The 21,708-nt window shown below is 71.6% G+C and carries 19 protein-coding genes and 1 tRNA gene; 15 read left to right on the top strand and 5 right to left on the bottom strand.

The features are described from left to right. Position 1: 1 nt before the first annotated feature. The 9 genes from ABZ154_RS04630 (at position 2) to ABZ154_RS04590 (ending at position 12,000) form a co-directional block, all read left to right on the top strand. A complete protein-coding gene (locus ABZ154_RS04630) occupies positions 2–988 on the top strand; it encodes a sugar ABC transporter permease (protein WP_356828979.1) in 987 nt (328 codons plus the stop codon). Then, entirely contained in the window at positions 985–1,833 is an 849-nt protein-coding gene (locus ABZ154_RS04625; protein ID WP_356828977.1) for a carbohydrate ABC transporter permease, read from the top strand. Before ABZ154_RS04630 ends, ABZ154_RS04625 begins: the two co-directional genes overlap by 4 nt. 4 nt (positions 1,834–1,837) lie before the next feature. Next, positions 1,838–3,487 (top strand): beta-N-acetylhexosaminidase, encoded by a 1,650-nt coding sequence (locus tag ABZ154_RS04620; protein WP_356828975.1) that lies wholly within the window; start codon positions 1,838–1,840, stop codon positions 3,485–3,487. A 283-nt stretch (positions 3,488–3,770) separates the two neighbouring features. Then, positions 3,771–4,667, top strand: a complete 897-nt coding sequence (locus tag ABZ154_RS04615; RefSeq protein ID WP_356828973.1) for an FAD binding domain-containing protein — start codon at positions 3,771–3,773, stop codon at positions 4,665–4,667. After that, a complete protein-coding gene (locus tag ABZ154_RS04610) occupies positions 4,664–6,349 on the top strand; it encodes a 2Fe-2S iron-sulfur cluster-binding protein (RefSeq protein ID WP_356828971.1) in 1,686 nt (561 codons plus the stop codon). Before ABZ154_RS04615 ends, ABZ154_RS04610 begins: the two co-directional genes overlap by 4 nt. 97 nt (positions 6,350–6,446) lie before the next feature. Then, on the top strand, positions 6,447–8,798 hold the full coding sequence (locus ABZ154_RS04605; protein ID WP_356828969.1) for a molybdopterin cofactor-binding domain-containing protein: 2,352 nt from the start codon (positions 6,447–6,449) through the stop codon (positions 8,796–8,798). A gap of 117 nt (positions 8,799–8,915) precedes the next feature. Continuing rightward, complete coding sequence (locus tag ABZ154_RS04600) at positions 8,916–10,589, top strand: hypothetical protein (protein WP_356828967.1); 1,674 nt, start codon at positions 8,916–8,918, stop codon at positions 10,587–10,589. 100 nt (positions 10,590–10,689) lie between these two features. Beyond that, the gene (locus ABZ154_RS04595; protein ID WP_356828965.1) at positions 10,690–11,286 is read left to right on the top strand and encodes a hypothetical protein; all 597 of its coding nucleotides are present in this window, start codon (positions 10,690–10,692) and stop codon (positions 11,284–11,286) included. 36 nt (positions 11,287–11,322) lie between these two features. After that, on the top strand, positions 11,323–12,000 hold the full coding sequence (locus ABZ154_RS04590; RefSeq protein ID WP_356828964.1) for a hypothetical protein: 678 nt from the start codon (positions 11,323–11,325) through the stop codon (positions 11,998–12,000). 62 nt (positions 12,001–12,062) lie between these two features. On the opposite strand, the gene ABZ154_RS04585 is transcribed toward ABZ154_RS04590, so the two are convergent. Then, positions 12,063–12,137, bottom strand: a tRNA-Cys gene (locus ABZ154_RS04585). Positions 12,138–12,484: 347 nt separating this feature from the next. On the opposite strand from ABZ154_RS04585, the gene ABZ154_RS04580 reads away from it, so the two are divergent. The 6 genes from ABZ154_RS04580 (at position 12,485) to ABZ154_RS04555 (ending at position 18,535) form a co-directional block, all read left to right on the top strand. Then, on the top strand, positions 12,485–13,936 hold the full coding sequence (locus ABZ154_RS04580; RefSeq protein ID WP_356829099.1) for an MFS transporter: 1,452 nt from the start codon (positions 12,485–12,487) through the stop codon (positions 13,934–13,936). A gap of 39 nt (positions 13,937–13,975) precedes the next feature. Then, entirely contained in the window at positions 13,976–14,176 is a 201-nt protein-coding gene (locus tag ABZ154_RS04575) for a ribbon-helix-helix protein, CopG family (protein ID WP_026290595.1), read from the top strand. Beyond that, on the top strand, positions 14,173–14,562 hold the full coding sequence (locus tag ABZ154_RS04570) for a type II toxin-antitoxin system death-on-curing family toxin (protein ID WP_356828962.1): 390 nt from the start codon (positions 14,173–14,175) through the stop codon (positions 14,560–14,562). The genes ABZ154_RS04575 and ABZ154_RS04570 overlap by 4 nt, the downstream gene beginning before the upstream one ends. Before the next feature lie 156 nt (positions 14,563–14,718). Next, on the top strand, positions 14,719–16,503 hold the full coding sequence (locus ABZ154_RS04565) for a DEAD/DEAH box helicase (RefSeq protein ID WP_356828960.1): 1,785 nt from the start codon (positions 14,719–14,721) through the stop codon (positions 16,501–16,503). Positions 16,504–16,965: 462 nt separating this feature from the next. Further along, positions 16,966–17,610 carry a helix-turn-helix domain-containing protein gene (locus tag ABZ154_RS04560; protein ID WP_018488589.1) on the top strand — a complete coding sequence of 215 codons (645 nt, stop codon included), beginning with the start codon at positions 16,966–16,968 and terminating at the stop codon, positions 17,608–17,610. 136 nt (positions 17,611–17,746) lie between these two features. Further along, the gene (locus ABZ154_RS04555; RefSeq protein ID WP_356828958.1) at positions 17,747–18,535 is read left to right on the top strand and encodes a S16 family serine protease; all 789 of its coding nucleotides are present in this window, start codon (positions 17,747–17,749) and stop codon (positions 18,533–18,535) included. On the opposite strand, the gene ABZ154_RS04550 is transcribed toward ABZ154_RS04555, so the two are convergent. The 4 genes from ABZ154_RS04550 to ABZ154_RS04535 all read right to left on the bottom strand — a co-directional run bounded on the left by ABZ154_RS04550 (position 18,495) and on the right by ABZ154_RS04535 (position 21,707). Then, entirely contained in the window at positions 18,495–19,829 is a 1,335-nt protein-coding gene (locus ABZ154_RS04550) for an MFS transporter (protein ID WP_356828956.1), read from the bottom strand. The two genes, ABZ154_RS04555 and ABZ154_RS04550, sit on opposite strands and share 41 nt — an antisense overlap. Positions 19,830–19,857: 28 nt before the next feature. Then, the gene (locus ABZ154_RS04545) at positions 19,858–20,046 is read right to left on the bottom strand and encodes a hypothetical protein (RefSeq protein WP_356829098.1); all 189 of its coding nucleotides are present in this window, start codon (positions 20,044–20,046) and stop codon (positions 19,858–19,860) included. Between the two features lie 53 nt (positions 20,047–20,099). Beyond that, positions 20,100–20,738 (bottom strand): metalloregulator ArsR/SmtB family transcription factor, encoded by a 639-nt coding sequence (locus ABZ154_RS04540; protein ID WP_356828954.1) that lies wholly within the window; start codon positions 20,736–20,738, stop codon positions 20,100–20,102. A 78-nt stretch (positions 20,739–20,816) separates the two neighbouring features. Next, a complete protein-coding gene (locus tag ABZ154_RS04535; RefSeq protein WP_356829096.1) occupies positions 20,817–21,707 on the bottom strand; it encodes a glycine betaine ABC transporter substrate-binding protein in 891 nt (296 codons plus the stop codon). Position 21,708: the final 1 nt, after the last annotated feature.

Raw genomic sequence — 21,708 nt, 5'->3', positions numbered from 1 at the left:
GATGACCACGCACACCACACCCCTCAAGGCCCCGGCCGCCGCCGCGGCCGGGGCGGGCACCGGCGCTCCCGTCGGCCGCCCGCCCCGGCGCGGCCGCCCCGTGTCGCCCAGGGGGCACTCCGGCTGGACCCCCTGGCTCTATCTGCTGCCCGCCCTCGTCCTGCTCGCCGGGCTGCTCGTCTACCCGATCTACCAGCTCGGCCTGATCTCGTTCCTGGAGTACACCCAGGCCCAGGTCAGCGGCGGCGAACCCACCACCTTCAAGGGCTTCGGCAACTACGCCACCCTCTTCAACGACAGCCAGTTCTGGCAGGTCCTCCTCGCCACGGTCCTGTTCGCCGCGGCCTGCGTGGTCTCCACGCTGTTCGTCGGCTGTGCGCTCGCCGTCCTGCTCACCCGCATCCGCGCCCTGCCCCGGCTGCTGCTGATGATGGCCGCGCTCGGCGCCTGGGCCACCCCGGCGATCACCGGCTCCACGGTCTGGGTCTTCCTCTTCGACCCCGACTTCGGACCCGTGAACAGGGTGCTCGGCCTCGGCGACTTCTCCTGGACGTACGGCCGCTACAGCGCCTTCGCGCTCGTACTCCTCGAAGTCCTGTGGTGCTCGTTCCCGTTCGTCATGGTCACCGTGTACGCGGGCATCCGGGCCATCCCCACCGAAGTGCTGGAGGCCGCCTCACTGGACGGCGCCTCCCACTGGCGGATCTGGCGGACCATCATGGCGCCGATGCTCAAGCCCATCCTGATCGTCGTCACCATCCAGTCGATCATCTGGGACTTCAAGGTCTTCACCCAGATCTACGTCATGACCAACGGCGGCGGTATCGCCGGGCAGAACCTGGTGCTCAACGTGTACGCGTACCAGAAGGCGTTCGCGTCCTCGCAGTACAGCCTCGGCTCCGCGATCGGCGTCGTGATGCTGGTGATCCTGCTGGCCGTCACGCTCGTATATCTGCGCCTGGTGCGGCGCCAGGGGGAGGAACTGTGAGCGTACGAACGGTTCTGCGGGTCAAGCGGCCCGGCAGGCTGGCGGCCGAGGCCGCGGCCCTGCTGATCGCCGTGGCCGTCGCCTTCCCCCTCTACTGGATGGTGCTCTCCGCCTTCAAACCGGCCGGGGAGATCCAGTCGACCGAGCCCCGCCCCTGGACGCTCGCCCCCTCGCTCGACTCGTTCCGCCGGGTCTTCGAACAGCAGGACTTCGGCCGCTACTTCCTCAACAGCCTGCTGGTGGCGGGCACGGTCGTCATCGCCTCCGCGCTGATCGCCTTCCTGGCCGCCACCGCGGTGACCCGCTTCCGCTTCAAGTTCCGCACCACCCTGCTGATCATGTTCCTGGTCGCGCAGATGGTGCCGGTGGAGGCGCTGACCATCCCGCTGTTCTTCCTGATGCGGGACTTCGGCCAGCTCAACACGCTCGGCTCGCTGATCCTGCCGCACCTCGCCTTCTCACTGCCGTTCGCCATCTGGATGCTGCGCGGCTTCGTCAGGGCGGTCCCCGAGGCGCTGGAGGAGGCCGCCTACATCGACGGGGCGAGCCGCACCCGCTTCCTGTGGCAGATCCTCTTCCCGCTGGTCTTCCCGGGCCTCGTGGCGACCAGCGTCTTCTCCTTCATCACCACCTGGAACGACTTCCTGTTCGCGAAGTCGTTCATCATCAGCGACACCTCCCAGTCGACGCTGCCGATGGCGCTGCTGGTCTTCTTCAAGCCGGACGAGAACGACTGGGGCGGGATCATGGCAGCCTCGACGGTGATGACCCTTCCCGTCCTCGTCTTCTTCGTACTCGTACAGCGGCGCCTCGTCTCCGGACTGGGCGGAGCGGTTAAGGACTGACGTCATGACATCCGATGACACGGCGGCTCCGGGTCTGATCCCCGCGCCGCGCGAAGTGAGCTGGGCGGGGCCCGGGCGGGGGCTGTACCCGCTGGACGAGGAGACCGTGCTCAGAGCCGCGCCGGGCGCCGAGGGCGTCGGCCGCTGGCTGCGGGCCACGGTCGGCGCGGCCACCGGACTGCCCCTGACGGAGGGCACCGGCGACAACGGCATCGCCCTCTCGCTCGACGCGGCCCTGGCCCCCGAGGCGTACCGCCTCGTCGTCGAGGGCAACGCGGTCCGCATCCAGGGGGGCAGCGCGGCCGGCCTGTTCTGGGGAGCGCAGACCTTCCGTCAGCTCCTCGGCCCGGACGCCTTCCGCCGCGCACCGATCGCCCCGGGGCGCACCTGGGAGGTGCCGCCGGTGGTCATCGAGGACGCACCCCGCTTCTCCTGGCGCGGCCTGATGCTCGACGTCTCGCGGCACTTCCTGCCAAAGGACGACGTCCTGCGCTACCTGGACCTGCTGGCAGCCCACAAGCTGAACGTCTTCCACTTCCACCTCACCGACGACCAGGGCTGGCGTGTCGAGATCAAGCGCTACCCGCGCCTCACCGACGCCGGCGCCTGGCGCTCCCGTACCAAACACGGCCACCGGGCCTCCGAGCTGTGGGACGAGACCCCGCACGGTGGCTACTACACCCAGGACGACATCCGCGAGATCGTCGCCTACGCCGCCGAGCGGCATATCCGTGTCGTCCCCGAGATCGACATCCCGGGCCACTCGCAGGCCGCCATCAGCGCGTACCCCGAGCTGGGCAACACCGACGTCATCGACACCACCGCCCTCTCCGTCTGGGACACCTGGGGCATCAACCCGAACGTACTCGCCCCCACCGACAGCACCCTCCGCTTCTTCGAGGGCGTCTTCGAGGAGATCCTCGGCCTCTTCCCCGCCGCGACCTCCCCGTTCATCCACGTCGGCGGCGACGAGTGCCTCAAGGACCAGTGGAAGGAGTCCCCGACCGCCCAGGCCCGGATCGCCGAACTCGGCCTCAAGGACGAGGACGAACTCCAGTCGTGGTTCATCCGCCACTTCGACAGCTGGCTCACCGCACGCGGCCGCCGCCTCATCGGCTGGGACGAGATCCTCGAGGGCGGCCTCGCCGAGGGCGCCGCGGTCTCCTCCTGGCGCGGTTACGCGGGCGGCATCGCGGCCGCGGAGGCCGGGCACGACGTGGTGATGTGCCCGGAGCAGCAGGTGTACCTGGACCACCGTCAGGACGGCGGCCCCGACGAGCCGATGCCCATCGGGTATGTCCGCACCCTGGAGGACGTCTACCGCTTCGAACCCGTTCCGCCGGGCCTCTCCGAGGAGGCCGTACGCCACATCCTCGGCACCCAGGCCAACGTGTGGACCGAGGTCATGCAGAACAGCTCACGCGTCGACTACCAGGTCTTCCCCCGCCTCGCCGCCTTCGCCGAGGTCGCCTGGACAGCCCTGCCGGCCCCGGCCGAGCGGGACTTCACCGGCTTCGAGGAGCGCATGACGGACCATTACGCCCGGCTCGACGCCCTCGGCGTCGACTACCGCCGGCCGGGCGGCCCGTTGCCGTGGCAGCGGCGGCCCGGCATCCTCGGTCGCCCGATCGAGGGAGCGCCGCCGGTGGTGTGAGCCCCGGTTCGGCCCGCGCCGGACACGCTCCGGCGCGGGCCGAACCGGCCGCAGAACGAACGGAATAAGTCGTACAAGCATCGCTGAAGAGTGGCAATTCACCCTCCACTCCGAAGAGGTGCGAAACCGGATCATCCCCCAGGTCAGGGACGGATCCACCCTTCGCGGACCCTCGCGCCGGTCCCATCGGAAGATGTGCCAGAGTTGCCACGTCCGGCCTGTGAACACGTACCGTACGGCGCAACAGGCGGACCAGCCGGGAGACCGGGAAGGGGCAGCTGGGTTGACCACGCACGCACCGCAGGCGATGCAGTCGGTGACGCTGCCGGCCTCGCTCGACGAGGCCGTGGCGGCGCTGGAAGCCATGCCTGCCGCCGTACCCGTGGCGGGTGGGACGGACCTGATGGCGGCCGTGAACAGGGGGCTCCTGCGCCCCTCGGGACTGGTCGGCCTCGGCCGGATCAGCGAGCTGCGCGGCTGGCACTACCAGGACGGCCACGCCCTGCTCGGCACCGGCCTCACCCACGCCCGTATGGGACGGCCCGACTTCGCCGCCCTGATCCCCGCCCTCGCCGCCTCGGCGCGCGCCGCCGGCCCGCCCCAGATCCGTAACGCCGGAACCCTCGGCGGCAACATCGCCACCTCCGCGCCCACCGGCGACGCCCTGCCGGTGCTGGCCGCCCTGGAGGCCGAGCTGGTCGTCGCGGGACCAGGCGGCACCCGCCGCGAGATCCCCGTCTCCCACCTCCTGGCGGGCCGCGAGATGCTGGACCCGGCCGAGCTGATCGGCTTCGTCCGCGTACCGCTGCTGCACGCCCCGCAGGTGTTCCTGAAGGCCACCGGCCGCACCGGGCCCGGCCGTGCCACCGCCTCGGTCGCCATCGTGCTCGACCCGGCCCGGCGCGGGGTGCGCTGCGCGGTCGGTGCCATCGCCCCGATGCCGCTGCGCCCGCTGGAGGCGGAGCGCTGGATCGCCTCGCTGATCGACTGGGACGGCGAGCGGGGCCTGGCCGCCGACGCCCTGGCCGCCTTCGGCGAGTACGTCGCCGCCGCCTGCATCCCGGACCACGCGCCGCCGGCCGACGGGTCGGAAGCCCCGCCGCTGTCCCCGGCCGTACTCCACCTGCGGCGCACCGTCGCCGCGCTCGCCCGACGCGCACTGGGGAGGGCACTGTCGTGAGCAATGAGGAAACCTCCGACCGGTACGGGCAGGAGGGACAGCACGGGCACACCGACGGCCCCGACCCCCGGTACGGCGGCTGGGAGCCGACGCCGCAGAGCGGTGAGTACGACGCGGACGCCACCGCGTTCGTCCAGCTCCCGCCGGAGGACCTGGCCAACATCCCGCTGGCCGCGCCCGGCCACGGGTACGTACCGCCGATGATCGTCCCGCTGACCCCGGCCGCCGGTCTCGATCCGTCCGCGACGGGCAGCTGGGTCGTGCAGACGCAGAGCCAGCAGCAGGCGCAGGCCGAGCGGCGAGCCCAGGAGGCGCCCCCGGGCGCGGTGCACTGGCCGGACCCGAACGAGCAGGGCGGCTACGCGCAGCCGTACCAGGAGACCTCGCACTCCACGGCCCAGTGGAACTTCACCGAGGCGATCGGGGAGCAGACCGCGCCGTCGGGCACGGGGGCGGGGCCCGCGGACCACCCGGACCACACAGGCCCCGGCGGCCACAACGATCCGTCCCACTACGCGGACCACGCCGACCACGCGAGCCCCGGCGACCACTCGGGCCACACGGGCCACACCGGCCAGTGGACGATCCCGGTCGCGGACGGGGATCTTCCGGACGAGTCGGGCGAGTTCCTCGCCTCGGCGGCGGCCTCGCAGCAGTGGTACGCGGACGACACGCGCCCGGCCACGCTCCCGGGCGGCGCCCCCGCCCCCTGGGCCACTCAGCCGCAGTCCGAGGAATCCCCGGCGCCCGTGCGCCCCGGCCCGGACGAGGAGCACACGGCTGCGCGCCCCGCGGCCGGCCCCGAGACCGACGGTCATCCGCTTCCCGTTCCCGAAGCGGAGGAGTCGCCGGAGGATCCCCTCGCCGCAGCGGACGCGGAACCGGAAGCGGAGCCCTCGGCCGACCCGGCCCCGGAGGCCGCAGTCGGCCCCCAGCCCTCCGCCCCCGAGGACCTGGGAGCCGCCCCCGCCCCCGAGGAACCGGCAGCGGCCGGACCGGACCCCGCCCCCGAAGCGGAACCCGAGCCGGACCCGGCCCACGACCCCGCGCACGACCCGGCCACCGCCCCCGTCGACGTACCGAGCGAACACCCCTCCGCCTCCTACCTCCTGCACGTGAACGGCGTGGACCGCCCGGTCAGCGACGCCTGGATCGGCGAGTCCCTGCTCTACGTGCTCCGCGAGCGCCTCGGCCTCGCCGGCGCCAAGGACGGCTGCTCGCAGGGCGAGTGCGGGGCGTGCAACGTCCAGGTCGACGGCCGCCTGGTCGCCTCCTGCCTGGTGCCGGCCGCCACCACCGCGGGCAGCGAGGTCCGTACGGTCGAGGGGCTGGCCGTCGACGGCGAACCGTCCGACGTCCAGCGAGCGCTCTCCGACTGCGGAGCCGTCCAGTGCGGCTTCTGCATCCCGGGCATGGCGATGACCGTGCACGACCTCCTGGAGGGCAACCACGCCCCCAGCGAGCTGGAGACCCGCCAGGCCCTCTGCGGCAACCTCTGCCGCTGTTCCGGCTACCGGGGCGTGCTCGACGCGGTCGCGGACGTCGTGGCGGCCCGCGAGGCGAGCGCGGAGGCCTCCGCGGCCGTCCAGGACGAGGCCCGTATCCCGCACCAGGCCGAGCCCGGCGCCGGCGGCGTACAGCAGCAGCACCGGCACCAGCCGCACGAGGGAGGCGCGCAGTGATCGACGCGCGCAGACCCAGGCCATCGGGACAGCACCCCGCGACACCACAGGTCACCCCCCGCCGCCGTAGCGGCGGGGCGAACGACAAGGAGGCGGTGTGAGCGGCGACGCAGCCACCGCGGCCAACGCGACCAGCACCACCCTGCCCAGGATCGACGCGGCCGGCGGACCGGGCGACGGGCCCCGCCAGGAGCCGCCCCTGATGGGCCTGGGCGCCTCGCTGCCGCCCGCCGACGCCCGGGCGAAGACCGAGGGCACCTTCCCGTACGCCGCCGATCTCTGGGCCGAGGGGCTGCTCTGGGCCTCCGTGCTCCGCTCGCCGCACCCGCACGCCCGCATCCTGTCGATCGACACCTCGGCCGCCGCCGCGATGCCCGGGGTGCGCGCGGTCGTCACGCACGAGGACGTCCCCGGGGACAGCAACTACGGCCGCAGCGTCGTCGACCGCCCCGTCTTCGCCTCCGACCTCGTCCGCCACCACGGTGAGCCGATCGCCGCCGTCGCCGCCGACCACCCGGACACCGCACGGCTGGCCGCCGCCGCCGTCGCCGTCGAGTACGAGGTGCTGGAGCCGGTCACGGACCCGGAGAAGGCGTTCGCGGCGGAGCCCCTGCACCCCGACGGCAACCTGATCCGGCACATCCCCCTCCGCTACGGCGACGCCGAGGCGACCGGCGAGGTCATCGTCGAGGGCCTCTACCGCATCGGCCGCCAGGACCCGGCCCCGATCGGCGCGGAGGCCGGGCTCGCCGTGCCCCGCCCGGACGGAGGCGTGGAGATCTACACCGCCTCCACCGACCCGCACACCGACCGCGACCTGGCCGCCGCCTGCTTCGGCCTGGAGCCGGACCGCGTCAAGGTCGTCGTCACCGGCGTCCCCGGCGCGACCGGCGACCGCGAGGACCCGGGCTTCCAGATCCCGCTGGGCCTGCTCGCCCTGCGCACCGGCTGCCCGGTGAAGCTGGCCGCCACCCGCGAGGAGTCCTTCCTCGGCCACGCCCACCGCCACCCGACCCTGCTGCGCTACCGCCACCACGCGGACGCGGACGGCCGACTGGTCAAGGTGGAGGCCCAGATCCTGCTGGACGCCGGCGCGTACGCCGACGCGTCCTCGGAGTCGCTGGCCGCCGCGGTGGCGTTCGCCTGCGGCCCGTACGTCGTCCCGCACGCCTTCATCGAGGGCTGGGCGGTCCGCACGAACAACCCGCCCTCCGGTCACGTACGCGGCGAGGGCGCGATGCAGGTCTGCGCGGCCTACGAGGGCCAGATGGACAAGCTGGCGGCCAGGCTCGGCATCGACCCGGCCGAACTCCGCCTCCGCAACGCGCTGTCGACGGGCGACATCCTGCCCACCGGCCAGACGGTGACCTGCCCGGCCCCGGTGGCCGAGTTGATCCGCGCGGTCCGCGACCACCCCCTGCCCGCCCTCCCCAAGGACACCCCGGAGGACGACTGGCTGCTGCCCGGCGGCCCCGAGGGCGCGGGCGAACCCGGGGCGGTCCGCCGGGGCGTGGGCTACGGGGTCGGCATGGTCCACATGCTCGGCGCCGAGGGCACGGACGAGGTCTCCACGGCCACCGTCCGGGTCCACGACGGCGTGGCCACGGTGATCTGTGCGGCGGTCGAAACAGGCCAGGGCTTCACCACCCTCGCCCGCCAGATCGTCCAGGAGGTCCTGGGCGTGGACGAGGTCCATGTGGCCGCCGTCGACACCGACCAACCCCCGGCGGGCCCGGCGACGCACGGCCGCCACACCTGGGTCTCCGGCGGGGCGGTGGAGCGGGCGGCGAAGATGGTCCGCACCCAGCTCCTCCAGCCGCTGGCCCACAAGTTCGGCATGTCCACGGAGCTGCTCCAGATCGCCGACGGCAAGATCACCTCGTACGACGGTGTCCTGTCCACCACGGTCATGGAGGCGATGGAGGGCAAGGAGCTCTGGGCCACCGCCCAGTGCCGCCCCCACCCCACCGAGCCGCTGGACGGGTCCGGCCAGGGCGACGCCTTCGTCGGCCTCGCGTTCTGCGCCGTACGGGCGGTCGTCGACGTCGACATCGAGCTCGGCTCGATCCGCGTGGTCGAGATGGCGGTGGCCCAGGACGTGGGCCGCGTCCTGAACCCTGCCCAGCTGGCGACCCGGATCGAGGCGGGCATCACCCAGGGCATCGGCGCGGCCCTCACCGAGAACCTCCGCACCGCCCGCGGCCTGATCCGCCACCCCGACCTGACCGGCTACGCGCTCCCGACCTCGCTGGACGCCCCGGACATCCGCATCGTCAAGCTGGTCGAGGAGCGGGACGTCGTCGCCCCCTTCGGCGCCAAGCCGGCCTCCGCCGTCCCCGTCGTGACGGCCCCGGCCGCGGTCGCCTCGGCGGTCCGCTCGGCCACCGGCCGCCCGGTGAACCGCCTGCCGGTGCGCCCGCAGGCGGCCGTGGTGACCCCGAAGGCCTGAGGGGGCGCACGCGTTCGTCGGCCGCCAGGGGCCGCCGCGCTGGCCGTCAAGGGGCGCGACCTCACGCACACTCAACTCCAGTCGCTCAACGAACTGCTGAGGGACAACAGCAAGTCGGTGGAGTTCTCGAAGAACTTCTACGAGAAGCTCGGCCCGGAGAAGTCCCTGTCCTTCTTCGGGCAGCTCGCCACGGACACGTACCGGGGCATGAAGTTCGACAAGGAGCGGCTCAAGGACGTCCAGACGCTCCAGAAGAACCTCGGGCTCAACCTGGCCACCGCCTCGTACGACAAGGCGTTCTCCGCGGAGTGGGGGCCGGAATTGCGCAAGCTCGGGACGCAGCAGATCCCGCTCTCCAAGTACGACACCCCCGGCGACCCGTACGGGTACCAACTGCTCGGCGGCATCATGCGGTACGGCAAATACGACGCCAAGTTCCTCAACCCGATCGCCGAGCATGTCGCGCAACTGCACCAGAAGGATCCGTACAGGTTCGCCGACAACAAGCAGGTGCACAGCTTTCTGGGAAGCCCGTTCAACCCCTCGGGCAAGAACGGCTCCGGCTACGACCCGGTCACGGCCATGCTGGAGGCACTGGGGAACAGCCCGGACGCGGCGAAGCGCTTCTTCACCGACGACCCGACGGCCTACAACGAGGACGGCACGGTCGACAAGGGAGCCACCGCCGATCTCGGCAAGCAGGACGGCGAGGCCATCGGCAACTACCTCGACTTCTTCGGAAACGAGAAGTGGGAGTCGTTCCCGGACATGGGCTCCACCGACCCGAACAAGCTGGAGGCCACCCGGCAGTACATGCCGGACGCGCTCGGGCATGCGCTGGAGGCGGCGACGCTGGGCTATCCGGCGGGTCATCCGGACGCGGGTGTTGTGCGGGACGCCGACAACGCGGCTGTCATGCGCCAGGTCATGGAGAAGTACGGCGAGGACGCCGGGCTGCTCAAAAAGCAGGAGAGCATGGCCGACAGCCTCGGGGGGATGGGGGCCGGATACATCGACGACATCAACTGGTCGCTGGAGAAGAACGACCGGGAGAGCATCTTCGCGCCGAGCGGGAACACGGATGGGCATCTCGATTTCTCCGGTCCCGGCGGCGAGAGCGGGAACGGCCGGGATGTCGTGCGGCAGTTCCTCAGCACCATGGGCCAGCACGCGGACGCGTACGCCACCCTTTCCACGGCGGAGCAGGTCTACACGAGAAGTGTGCTCGAGGCACAGGCGGGACCCGGGGAGATCGACAGGGGCGGGGCCCGGATGGCCGTGCACGTCGGCGCGGAGGTGCAGGGCATGCTCGATCAGTCCCGGGCGGACCAGGTCGAGGCGGACAAGATGAAGAAGCACGAGGACTACGAGAAGGCCGTGGCCGCACGTTCGGGCTGGGTGGAGTTCGGTGCGGCGGCGGGAGTCGCGGCCGGCGTGGCGTTCCTGCCTGCGACGGCCGCCGTAGGTGCTGCCGCTGTGCTGATCCCCTTGGCGACCGATACCGCCAGCGGTGCCGCAGAGCAGTTCATCAGTCAAGTCATCGGGGATATCTCGGATAACTCGGTCGACAAGAGCAAGGAGAAAGCTGAGCAACTCACGCTCAAGGAGTGGAACAGGATCTACCGGTCCGGCGAAGCCATGGCCGAGGCGCCGATGGAGGAATTCCTTCGGCGTCACACGACAGAGGACGACAAGGCATTCCGGCAGGAGATGAAGGAGTCGATGAGGAGCGGCTACTCGACCGGCAACGACCGGGAGAACCAGCAGGGCAGGGCCCCGGAAACCGGCTGACGGCGGAACACGGGAACGGACGGAGAGGTGAGGGGTGTGGGGTCGCGGGCAGGCCGCATGGTTGCCGCTGTCGGGCTAGGGCTGGCCATGGGAGTCGGTGGTGGCGCGTGCGGATCGGACAGCGTCGAAGGAGGATCCGTTCGTCGGGGCGGCGGAGGTCTGCAATGGGCTGTTCGCGGGGCCCTTGGCGAAGAAGGTCGAGTCCGTGACGGGCGACACCGTTTTCTCCAGGTCGGGGTCCCGGAAAATGGAGGGGGTCGTCGACGCACTGAAACGCGGTCACGAGTCCGGACGCAGCTGGGCCACCGGGGCGGAACTCTGCCGATTGAGCCCGAAGGGCGGCGGGACGCGGGACCGGGGCGCGCTGAGTTTCTCCATGTACGCCCCGCAGGACGTGGGTGACCGTCGCCTGCCGGAGGGATGGCAGCTTTACACCATGGGAAAGCAGTCCGAGGTGGGGCCGGGAGGAGCATCGCTCTATTTCGAGTGCGTCAGCCCGCAACTGAAGGGCTCGGAGAATACCCCGCTGCGGATTCGCGGTGGCTTCGGGCGAGGGCGGAGCGATGCACCCGATACGCGTGAACTCCGTGATGCCAACCTGGAGATCCTCCATGCCGCATCGCTGGCCGTGGCAAAGGAACTCGACTGCAAGGGCAACGCCGGCCTCCCCGAGAAGCCGGACCTGCGACCGCGGTAGTGAGGCCGCTCCCCCCGGCGCGAGCAGAGGAAGAAGATGGCGATCAACCAGTGGGTCAGGCGCGGTGGACGCCTCGTTGTGGGGGTGGCGGGGGCACTCGTTCTCGGGGCCACCGGCTGCGGACGCGGGGGTGACGAGGCCGGGAAGCCGAGCGATACGGCAGTGGCGGGGACGCGGCTCTGCGGCGGCAGCGCCGTGACGGCCCACGCGGCCGAGGCACTCCGCGTGATCACGGGGGCGTCGCGGTTCGAGGATGAGAAGTACACGATCGCGCATGCCGGACAGGAACTGAGCGGGGGTTCCGGGGGCCCTGGCACCGTGGACGGGGATGTCTGCCGTATCTACACACCTGTCGGTAGGCCGGAGGTCGAGCTCAGGATCACCTGGCTGCGCTCCGACGGCACCCCGGCGGGCGACCCGGCCCCGAAGTTCACTGTGCTCCCGATGGGGGAACGTGCTCTGACCGCGACGGACGGCGCGGTCATCCGGTTTGCCTGCCGGAGCGGGAAGCTGACCGGTTCCGCGCCGGCCCACGTGGACATCGGCGTGGAGCGCGGAGGCATGCCCACGGAACCCGAGGGTGACCCCGATGAGCTGAAGGACGCCTACGCGACCGTGGCCCACTCCTTCTCCTTGGCCATGGCGAAGGAGCTGGGCTGCGAGACCGACGGAGGGCTGGAGCCTCGACCGTCGTCGGACCCGGCACCCCGGTGAAACAGCACGAAGCGGCGGATGCCCCGCACGATGGGGTGTCCGCCGCTCAGGCGTTGTCCTTCTGGAGGCCGTGACCGGAATCGAACCGGTGTAACTCGAGTTGCAGTCGAGCCCCTGAGCCTCTCGGGCACACGGCCATGCGTTTGCTGTTGTGTCCTCGACGTTAGGGGGCGCGGGGAGCGGACCACAAGGGAAGCGGCCGGTACGCAACGCGACTGCCATACGCCGTTCACGCCCGGCCCTGCGGCCTACGACCAAGGGACGACCCCGGGCGGACCCAGGGACAGGGCTCAAACCGCTCCACGCCCCTTACCCTGGGGCCATGACCGCCCCCGAACAGCGTGACGGCACCGATGCCGCGCGCCCCGCGCCGACCGACCTGCCGCACGACCTGCCGGGTGGCCCCACCGACCCGGCGACCGGGCTGCCGGCGGACCTCCCCACCGATCTGAAGACCGGCATACCCGGGGACCTGCGGCCGGGGATGCCGGACGCGCTGCCGGACGATCTGGCCGGGGCGGTCACCGAGGCGGCCGCCGAGGGGGTGCTCGGGCGCACCTTCCGGGCGCTCAGTATCGGCATCGTCTCCGTGGTGTTCCTCATCGCGTTCGAGGCGACGGCGGTCGGTACGGCGATGCCGGTGGCCGCCCGGGAGCTGCACGGCATCCCGCTCTACGCGTTCGCCTTCTCCGCGTACTTCACCACCAGCCTCTTCGCCATGGTGCTCTCCGGCCAGTGGGCCGACCGGCGCGGACCGCTCCAGCCGCTCGCCACCGGGATCACCGCCTTCGGCGCGGGGCTGCTGCTCTCCGGGGCGGCGGGCTCCATGTGGGTCTTCATCGCGGGCCGGGCGGTCCAGGGGCTCGGCGGCGGGCTGGTGATCGTCGCCCTGTACGTGGTCATCGGGCGGGCCTACCCCGAACGCATCCGGCCCGCCATCATGGCCGCCTTCGCCGCGAGCTGGGTGATCCCGTCCGTGGTCGGACCGCTGGCCGCCGGCACGGTGACGGAGCACCTCGGCTGGCGCTGGGTCTTCGTCGGCATCCCCGCTCTCATCGTGATCCCGCTGGCCCTGGCCCTTCCGCAGATCCGCCGGATGGCCTCGGGGCCCGCGGACCCGGACGCGCCGCCGCCACCGTACGACCGCCGCCGTATCCGCCTCGCGCTGGGGATCTCGGCGGGGGCCGGGCTGCTCCAGTACGCGGGCCAGGAGCTGAACTGGCTCGCCGTCCTGCCCGCCGCCGCGGGCGTCGCCCTGCTGGTGCCCGCCGTACGGGGCCTGCTGCCCACCGGCACCGTACGGGCGGCGCGCGGGCTGCCGTCGGTGATCCTGCTGCGCGGGGTCGCGGCCGGTTCGTTCATCGCCGCGGAGTCCTTCGTCCCGCTGATGCTGGTCACCCAGCGCGGCCTGACCCCGACCATGGCGGGCCTCTCCCTGGCGGTGGGCGGCGCGACCTGGGCGCTCGGTTCGTACGTCCAGTCCCGGCCGCGCCTGGAGCCGTACCGGGAGCGGCTGATGGTGAGCGGGATGGTGCTGGTGGCCGCGTCCATCGCCGTCGCCCCCACCGTGCTGATCCCCTCCGTCCCGGTCTGGATCGTCGCCGTGGCCTGGGCCTTCGGCTGCTTCGGCATGGGCATGGTGATCGCCTCCACCAGCGTGCTCCTGCTGAAGCTGTCGGCCCCCGAGGAGGCGGGCTCCAACTCCGCTGCCCTCCAGATCTCCGACGGCCTCTCCAACGTCCTGCTCCTGGCCCTCGGCGGCGCCGCCTTCGCGGCCCTCGGCGGCGAGGCCCTGGGCGCGGCGGCGCACGGCACGGTGAGCGGTGCGGCGGAGGGCTCGCACCCGATGGCCTTCGCGGCGGTGTTCGTGCCGATGGCGGTGGTGGCCGTGGTGGGGGCTTGGGTGGCTACGCGGGTCGTCGTACGGGAGAAGTAGCGGTACCACTCTAGCCCCACTGGGTGGTACCGTTCTGGTATGGCTATGAACCTGCGTCTTCGTGACGACCAGACCGAGGCTCTCAAGCAGCGTGCCGAGCAGGAGGGCACCAGCATGCACGCCATACTGCTCCAGGCCGTGGACGACTACCTCGCCAGGACGGCGCAGCAGGCCATCGTCCGCAAGACGGCGAAGGAGCAGGCAGCCAAGTGGAGCGAGCTCATGGAGCGGCTCAAGTGAACTGCGTCTACCTGAGCTCTGAGGACGTGCTCGTGATCGCCGAGCACGCCTGCGACGACATGCAGATCGTCGTCCGGGACGCCGGTCTCCTGGAGTCGGCCGTCCATCGCCCTTCGGCCGCCATGTTCGGGGAGGAGGCCTATCCCGACCTCATCGACAAGGCGGCGGCGCTCCTCCAGTCCCTGGCGGTCAACCATCCCTTCTTCGACGGCAACAAGCGGACGGCCTGGCTTTCCTGCGTCACGTTCCTCGCCATGAACGGCGTCGACCTTCGCCCGGACATCGACGCGGCGGAACGGCTGGTCATCGACGTGGCCACGGGTGAGACGGAGGAGATCAAGGTCATCTCCCAGGGGCTGCGGGCCCTGGTCGTCGACGAGCTGTGAGCACGGTCTCGTCGGCCGTCGGCGCGGCTCGTTCGTACCGGGTTTCAACCGGGCCCCCGGTAGGGTGGCCCGGTTGTCGTATCGCGGGCCGGGTCCTTCGGGCCGGGTGCGGTAGCGGCAGCGACCCACGTACCCGAGCGCCCCGAACCGGAGACCGTGACTACTACCACCGCCTCCCACCACCTCTCACCCGCCTTTCCCGGCCGCGCCCCCTGGGGCACCGCCGGCAAGCTGCGAGCCTGGCAGCAGGCGGCCATGGAGAGGTACATCCAGGAGCAGCCGCGCGACTTCCTCGCCGTCGCGACGCCCGGCGCGGGCAAGACCACGTTCGCGCTGACCCTCGCGTCGTGGCTGCTGCACCACCATGTCGTCCAGCAGATCACCGTGGTCGCCCCTACCGAGCACCTCAAGAAGCAGTGGGCGGAGGCGGCCGCCCGGATAGGGATCAAACTCGACCCGGAGTACAGCGCCGGTCCGCTGAGCAAGGAGTACCACGGCGTCGCCGTCACCTACGCGGGTGTCGGCGTCCGCCCGATGCTGCACCGCAACCGCTGCGAGCAGCGCAAGACCCTCGTGATCCTCGACGAGATCCACCACGCCGGTGACTCGAAGTCCTGGGGCGAGGCCTGCCAGGAGGCGTTCGACCCGGCGACCCGGCGGCTCGCGCTCACCGGCACGCCGTTCCGGTCGGACACCAACCCGATCCCCTTCGTCGCGTACGAGGAGGGGAACGACGGCATCCGCCGCTCCTCCGCCGACTACACCTACGGCTACGGCAACGCACTCGCCGACGGCGTCGTCCGCCCCGTGATCTTCCTCAGCTACAGCGGCAACATGCGCTGGCGCACCAAGGCCGGGGACGAGATCGCGGCCCGGCTCGGCGAGCCGATGACCAAGGACGCCATCGGCCAGGCCTGGCGCACCGCGCTCGCCCCCACCGGTGAGTGGATCCCCAACGTGCTGAGCGCCGCCGACAAGCGGCTCACCGAGGTCCGCAAGGGCATCCCCGACGCGGGCGGGCTCGTCATCGCGACGGACCAGGACTCGGCACGCGCGTACGCCAAGATCCTGAAGAAGGTCACCGGCGAGACCCCGACCGTCGTCCTCTCCGACGAGAAGGCGGCCTCGAAGAAGATCGACAAGTTCAGCGCGGACGAGTCGCGCTGGATGGTCGCGGTCCGCATGGTGTCCGAGGGCGTCGACGTGCCGCGGCTCGCCGTCGGCGTGTACGCGACCACCATCTCGACGCCCCTCTTCTTCGCCCAGGCCGTCGGCCGCTTCGTGCGCTCCCGCAGGCGCGGGGAGACGGCCTCCGTCTTCGTGCCGACGATCCCGATGCTCCTCGACTTCGCCAACGAGATGGAGGTCGAGAGGGACCACGTCCTCGACAAGCCGAAGAAGGGCAGCGACGAGGAGAACCCGTTCGCGGAGGAGGACCAGCTCCTCGCCGACGCCGAGAAGCTGGAGGACGAGGAGACCGAGGAGCAACTGCCCTTCGAAGCGCTGGAGTCCGACGCCGTCTTCGACCGGGTGCTGTACGACGGCGCCGAGTTCGGCATGCAGGCGCACCCCGGTTCCGAGGAGGAGCAGGACTACCTCGGCATCCCCGGCCTCCTGGAGCCGGACCAGGTGCAGCTCCTCCTCCAGAAGCGCCAGAGCCGTCAGATCGCTCACAGCCGCCAGAAGCCGGCCGAGGAGGCCGACCTCCTGGAGAAGCCCGCCGAGGCACGGCCCGTCGTCACCCACAAGCAGCTGCTGAGCCTGCGCAAGCAGCTCAACACGATGGTCTCCGCCTACACCCACCAGAGCGGCAAGCCCCACGGCGTGCTCCACAACGAACTGCGCCGCGTCTGCGGCGGCCCCCCGACCGCCGAGGCGACCGCCCACCAGATCCAGCAGCGGATCGCCAAGGTCCAGGAGTGGGCCACCCGCATGACGTGACGGGCGCCGTACCGCGCTCCGTGCGGCTCGTTCCGGACCCACCCGGGACGGGCCGCGCGCCTGTTTCCGGCCACCCTGCACCGCCCGGCCAAAAAGTTGTGCAGGCTTCAATTCACGGTGGGTCAACGCCGGTTCACGCGAGGCGCACGAAGGGTCACGATCACGTCTGTCCTCCTGGACGCGCGTAGATGTTCGCGTTTCGGACGCCACCGCGCTGACCGGCGGTTATGCCGCACGGTCGGGGCCCGCTTCGGCGAAGCGCCCGGATTCTGGACGAGGGCTTCCGCTGAGCGGACTGGCTCGCTACTGTCCCCGCCATATGAACGCCCCGTGGCAGAGCCGCCGCGGAGCGCAGCCGGTGCCTTGGCCAGACCGGCGGCCTCTCCGTGCGTCGCCGCTGGGACCGGCGTCGCAACCCCCGGAGCAGGGCCGTCGTCGCTCACCCGAAGAGGAGAGGGCGTCGTGACAGCGGAGACTTCCCAGACGCTCGACCGAGGACTGCGGGTCCTCAAACTGCTCGCCGATACCGACCACGGTCTGACCGTCACCGAGTTGTCCAACAAACTCGGCGTCAACCGGACCGTCGTCTACCGGCTGCTCGCCACCCTGGAGCAGCACGCCCTGGTCCGTCGCGACCTGGGCGGCCGCGCCCGGGTCGGACTCGGCGTGCTGCGCCTGGGCCGTCAGGTGCATCCCCTCGTCCGGGAGGCCGCGCTGCCCGCGCTGCGTTCCCTGGCCGAGGACATAGGGGCCACCGCCCACCTCACGCTCGTCGACGGCAGCGACGCCCTCGCGGTCGCCGTCGTCGAGCCGACCTGGACCGACTACCACGTGGCCTACCGGGCCGGCTTCCGGCACCCGCTGGACCGCGGTGCCGCCGGGCGGGCCATCCTCTCCGCCCGCCAGCACACCACGGCCGGACACCCCGGCTACACCCTCACCCACGGCGAGCTCGAAGCCGGTGCCAGCGGGGCGGCCGCGCCGCTGGTCGGGGTGTCGGGGGTGGAGGGAAGCGTCGGCGTGGTCATGCTCGCCGACGCCGTACCGGAACGGGTCGGGCCCCGGGTCCTCGACGCCGCCCGGGAAGTGGCGGACGCCCTGCGGTAGCGCGCGGGGCGCGGCGCGGGAGGGTGGCCGGGGGGCCGGGTGCCGGCCGTCGCACCGGCGGCGCCCCGCGGCAGTGGCACGGCGGGGGCGTACGCCTGGCGCGTTCCCGCTCCCGCGCGGCGGTTAGATTGGACGGGTGCTCACTCGTCTCTCGCGTCCCCGCGCACTCGCCCTCTGCGCGCTGCCCGTCCTCGCCCTCTTCGGCACGGCGGCCCTCGCACCGCTGCCGTTCACCCTGGCGCAGCCCGGGGTGACCGCCGACGTGCTCGGCAAGGACCGCGGCAAGCCGGTGATCACCGTCACCGGCGCGGAGACCCGGCCCACCGACGGGCAGCTGCGGATGACCACCATCGTCGCCACCGGGCCCACGGCGGACATCCGGATCGGCAACGTGCTGGACGGCTGGTTCCGTACGGACCGGGCGGTCATGCCCCGGGACTCCGTCTACCCGACGGGCGGCTCCGAGCGGGAGATCGAGCAGCACAACCTGAACGACATGAAGCAGTCCCAGAACGTCGCCGTCGACGCGGCCCTGAACCACCTGGACCGCAAGCCCGGCTCGATGCGGGTGACCGTGGACCTCGGCGACATCGGCGGGCCCAGCGCCGGCCTCTTCCTCTCCCTCGGCATCATCGACAAGCTCGACGGCGACGGCAGGGGCGGCGACCTCACCGGCGGCCGCACCATCGCCGGTACGGGGACGATCAGCGCGGACGGCAAGGTCGGCGCGGTCGGCGGGGTCTCCATGAAGACCCAGGCAGCCCACCGCGACGGGGCCACCGTCTTCCTCGTCCCGAAGGCCGAGTGCCGCGAGGCGGAGGCCGAGCGGCCCGACGGGCTGCGGCTGATCCCCGTCACGACCCTGGGCGGCGCGGTGGACGCGCTCAAGGCGCTGGAGCAGGGCGGGAAGGTGCCGAGCTGCTGATCTCCTGCGACGGTACGGCGGTCTCCTGGCCCGTCTCCGCTTCCTCCCGGATCGCCTCCCCTCCCGCCGCCGGCCCCTCCATCGTCCGCCACGACGGGAACACCAACGGGCTCAACGTCGCCACGAAGTACACCCCGCCCATCGCCAGGAGCGCCCCCGACGCGCCCAGGCCCTCCACCAGCAGCCCGGCGGCCAGCCCGCCCAGCGGCATCGCGAACTCGCAGCCGGCGGTCAGCGCCCCCGAGACGCGGCTGCGCAGCCGGTCCGGCACGCGCTCGTAGATCACCGTTGTCAGGATCGGGTTCAGCACCCCGCCCGCGATCCCGCCCAGCAGCATGGTCACCGCCAGCGGCAGCGTCGTCCCGGTCACCGCCGCGACCAGGAAGCGCGGTGCGCCGCACAGGATCACGCACACCGTGAACACCGCCCGCCGCGAGAAGCGGTGCCCCACCGCCCCGTACAGCAGCGCCCCCGTCAGTCCGCCCGCCCCGAACAGCGCGGTGAGCAGCCCGATGGCCTTCGCTCCGCCCAGCTCGGCCTCGGCGTGCACCGGGAGCAGGGCGGCGTTCCAGCCCTGGTCGGTGCCGTTCATGAACATCACCATCACCACGACGGACAGCAGCAGCCGGTTGCCCAGCAAGTGCGCGTAGCCCTCGCGGAGTTCGGTGCCGTACGTGTGCAGGGAGACGGGCGCCCCTCCCCTGCGCGGCTCGGCCGGGCCCACCCCCCGTACGCCGACGGCGATCAGCAGGGCGGAGAGCCCGAACGTCGCAGCGTCCAGGAGCAGTACGGTCTCCGAGCCGGCGAAGGCGATGAGCACCCCGGCCAGTGCCGCGCCGACCATCCTGGCCCCGCGCGAGACCGCGTCGAAGAGGCTGGCGGCACGGGGGAGCGTGGTGCCCGCGTGTTCCGCGAGGTCGGGGATGAGTACGTACCGGGCGGTGTTGCCCGGGGTGTGGGCGAACCCGTTCAGCGCCATCAGCGCGCAGAGCATCCAGAACTCGAGGGCGCCCACCTGGTGCAGCAGCGGAATCGCGGCGATGGCGAGGCCGCACACCGCGTCCGAGGCGATGGCGACCCGGCGGCGGCCGATGCGGTCGATGAGCGGGCCGCCGATCAGCGCGGCGAGGACGATCGGCAGGGTGGCGCAGAAGGCGACGACGCCCGCGCGGCCCGCGCTTCCGGTGGTCTCCAGGACGAACCAGGGGACACCGATCAGGGTGAGCGAAGTCCCGGCGGTGGAGATGGAGTTGGCCGCGAGCGTGGCGACGAGCGGTGTGCGGTAGTGGCGCATGGCCGTGCTTCCCCCGGGAGGCGGTCGGCTAGGCGGTACGGAACGTGTGGGCGCCGGTCGCCGTCGGTCCGCTCCGGGCCAGTCGGAGGCCGACCTCGACCATCGTCCAGCCGATCCGGGTGCGCAGGCTGGTCCGGGGGAGGGGGAACTGCCGTGCCTCGTGCCGCAGTTCGGCGGCCCGGTCGGCGTGCAGAGCGAGGTGGATGTCGGCGTGCATGTCGGCGTGCATGAGTAATTCCCTTCGGATCGTCGGCTGTCGGGGTGCGCTGATCATTCGGAGGGGCGGGGGAAGGTGTGCAGGTGGGTCCGTACGACCGCCGAGCCCTCGGCGTCCTCCGGGACGCGGTCCCGGTAGCTCTCCACGACGGCGTGGAGCTTCTCGGACAGCTCCTGGGCCAGCTCGGGAGTGAGGCGGATCTTGAAGTCGCTGATATCCCAGCTCCGTTGCCACTCCTGCGGCCACTCGTCCATCGTGCCGAGCCAGGTGTTCATCTCCTGGGCGTGGGTCGTGGCCGTCTCGTGCAGGACGACGTCGATGGCTCCGCGCACCTCCGGGTCGGCGTGCGTCCGGAAGTCGGCGGTCTCGAACATCGTTCCGTCGTGCACCGCCCGCCACCAGCGCTCCCGGCCCTTGCCCAGCTCCGGGGCGTCCTCGACGAGACCGCTCTCCGCCAGTTGGCGCAGGTGGTAGCTGGTCGCGCCACTGGACTCGCCCAGCCGCTCGCCGAGCCCGGAGGCGGTGGCGGGGCCGAACTCCCGCAGGGCGTTGAGCAGTCGGATCCGCAGGGGGTGCGCGAGGGTGCGCAGCGTACGGGCGTTGATGTTGTGGATGTTCCGGTCGCCGACGGGGACGGGGACGGGGGCGGCGGTGGGAGCGTGGGTGGGCCGGGCGGGCTCGTTTTCCGTCATGCTCCGACCGTAGACTTGCAAAGGAAGCTTTGCAAGGGGTTCTTTGCAACGGACTCTTTGTAAGCGGCTCCCGCCTCCTCACCCCTCCTCGATGAACCCCTCAGCCACCAGCCACTCCTTCGCCACCTCGTGCGGGTCCTCCCCGTCCACGTCCACCTTCGCGTTCAGCGTCTGCGCGACCTCGGTCGTCAGCTTCTCGGCGAGCGGGGCCAGCAGCTCCGCGATCACCGGGTACTTCTCGAAGGTCGCCAGGTGGATGACCGGGGACGCGTTGTAGTTGGGGAAGAAGTTCTTGTCGTCCTCCAGCACGTCCAGATCCATCGCCTTGATCCGGCCGTCGGTGGTGAACACCTCGCCCAGCAGGCAGGAGTCGGACGACGAGATCTGGGTGTAGATGATCCCGGCGTCCATCTTCTGGATGCCGGCGGCCGGGATCTTCATCCCGTACCGCTTCTCCATGCCGGGCAGCCCGTCGTCGCGGGAGGCGAACTCGTTCTCGACGCAGATCGTCACCGCGCCCGGGTCCTTCTTCGCGAGGGCGGCCACGTCGGAGAGGGTCTTCAGCTCGTACCGGGCGTTGTTCTTCTTGCTGATGGCCAGCGCGTACGTGTTGTCGAGCGGGGCCGGCGGCAGCCAGACCACCCCGTTGCCCCTGTCCTCGTCGCGGACCGCCTCGTACTGCTCCTGCGGGTCGACGACGGGGTCCGCGTGGCCGAGGAAGGTGATCCAGCCGGTGCCGGTGTAGTCCCACTGCGCGTCGGCGTCGCCGTTGATGATGGCCTCGCGGGCGCTGATCGACCCCGGCAGGTTCGTGCGGTCCAGGACCTCCGCCCCGGCCGCCTTGAAGACCAGGCCGGTCATCTGGCCGAGGATGATGTTCTCGCTGAAGTTCTTCGAGGTCACCGTCAGCGTGGCGCCCTTGAGCGGTTCGCCCTGCCCTACCGACCCCGGCGACACGTCGTCCACCATC

The organism is Streptomyces sp. NPDC006261, from assembly GCF_040613515.1.
Taxonomy (GTDB): Bacteria; Actinomycetota; Actinomycetes; order Streptomycetales; family Streptomycetaceae; genus Streptomyces.
The sequence above is the reverse complement of the archived record's forward strand: the minus strand, read 5'-3'. Positions and strand labels throughout refer to the sequence as shown.

Excerpts from the sequence above, each read along its gene's own strand:
- ABZ154_RS04540 (WP_356828954.1), bottom strand. The coding sequence starts at position 20,738 with ATGACGGAAAACGAGCCCGCCCGGCCCACCCACGCTCCCACCGCCGCC.
- ABZ154_RS04620 (WP_356828975.1), top strand. The coding sequence starts at position 1,838 with ATGACATCCGATGACACGGCGGCTCCGGGTCTGATCCCCGCGCCGCGC.
- ABZ154_RS04535 (WP_356829096.1), bottom strand. The coding sequence starts at position 21,707 with ATGGTGGACGACGTGTCGCCGGGGTCGGTAGGGCAGGGCGAACCGCTC.
- ABZ154_RS04580 (WP_356829099.1), top strand. The coding sequence starts at position 12,485 with ATGCCGGACGCGCTGCCGGACGATCTGGCCGGGGCGGTCACCGAGGCG.
- ABZ154_RS04630 (WP_356828979.1), top strand. The coding sequence starts at position 2 with ATGACCACGCACACCACACCCCTCAAGGCCCCGGCCGCCGCCGCGGCC.
- ABZ154_RS04545 (WP_356829098.1), bottom strand. The coding sequence starts at position 20,046 with ATGCACGCCGACATCCACCTCGCTCTGCACGCCGACCGGGCCGCCGAA.
- ABZ154_RS04550 (WP_356828956.1), bottom strand. The coding sequence starts at position 19,829 with ATGCGCCACTACCGCACACCGCTCGTCGCCACGCTCGCGGCCAACTCC.
- ABZ154_RS04575 (WP_026290595.1), top strand. The coding sequence starts at position 13,976 with ATGGCTATGAACCTGCGTCTTCGTGACGACCAGACCGAGGCTCTCAAG.
- ABZ154_RS04590 (WP_356828964.1), top strand. The coding sequence starts at position 11,323 with ATGGCGATCAACCAGTGGGTCAGGCGCGGTGGACGCCTCGTTGTGGGG.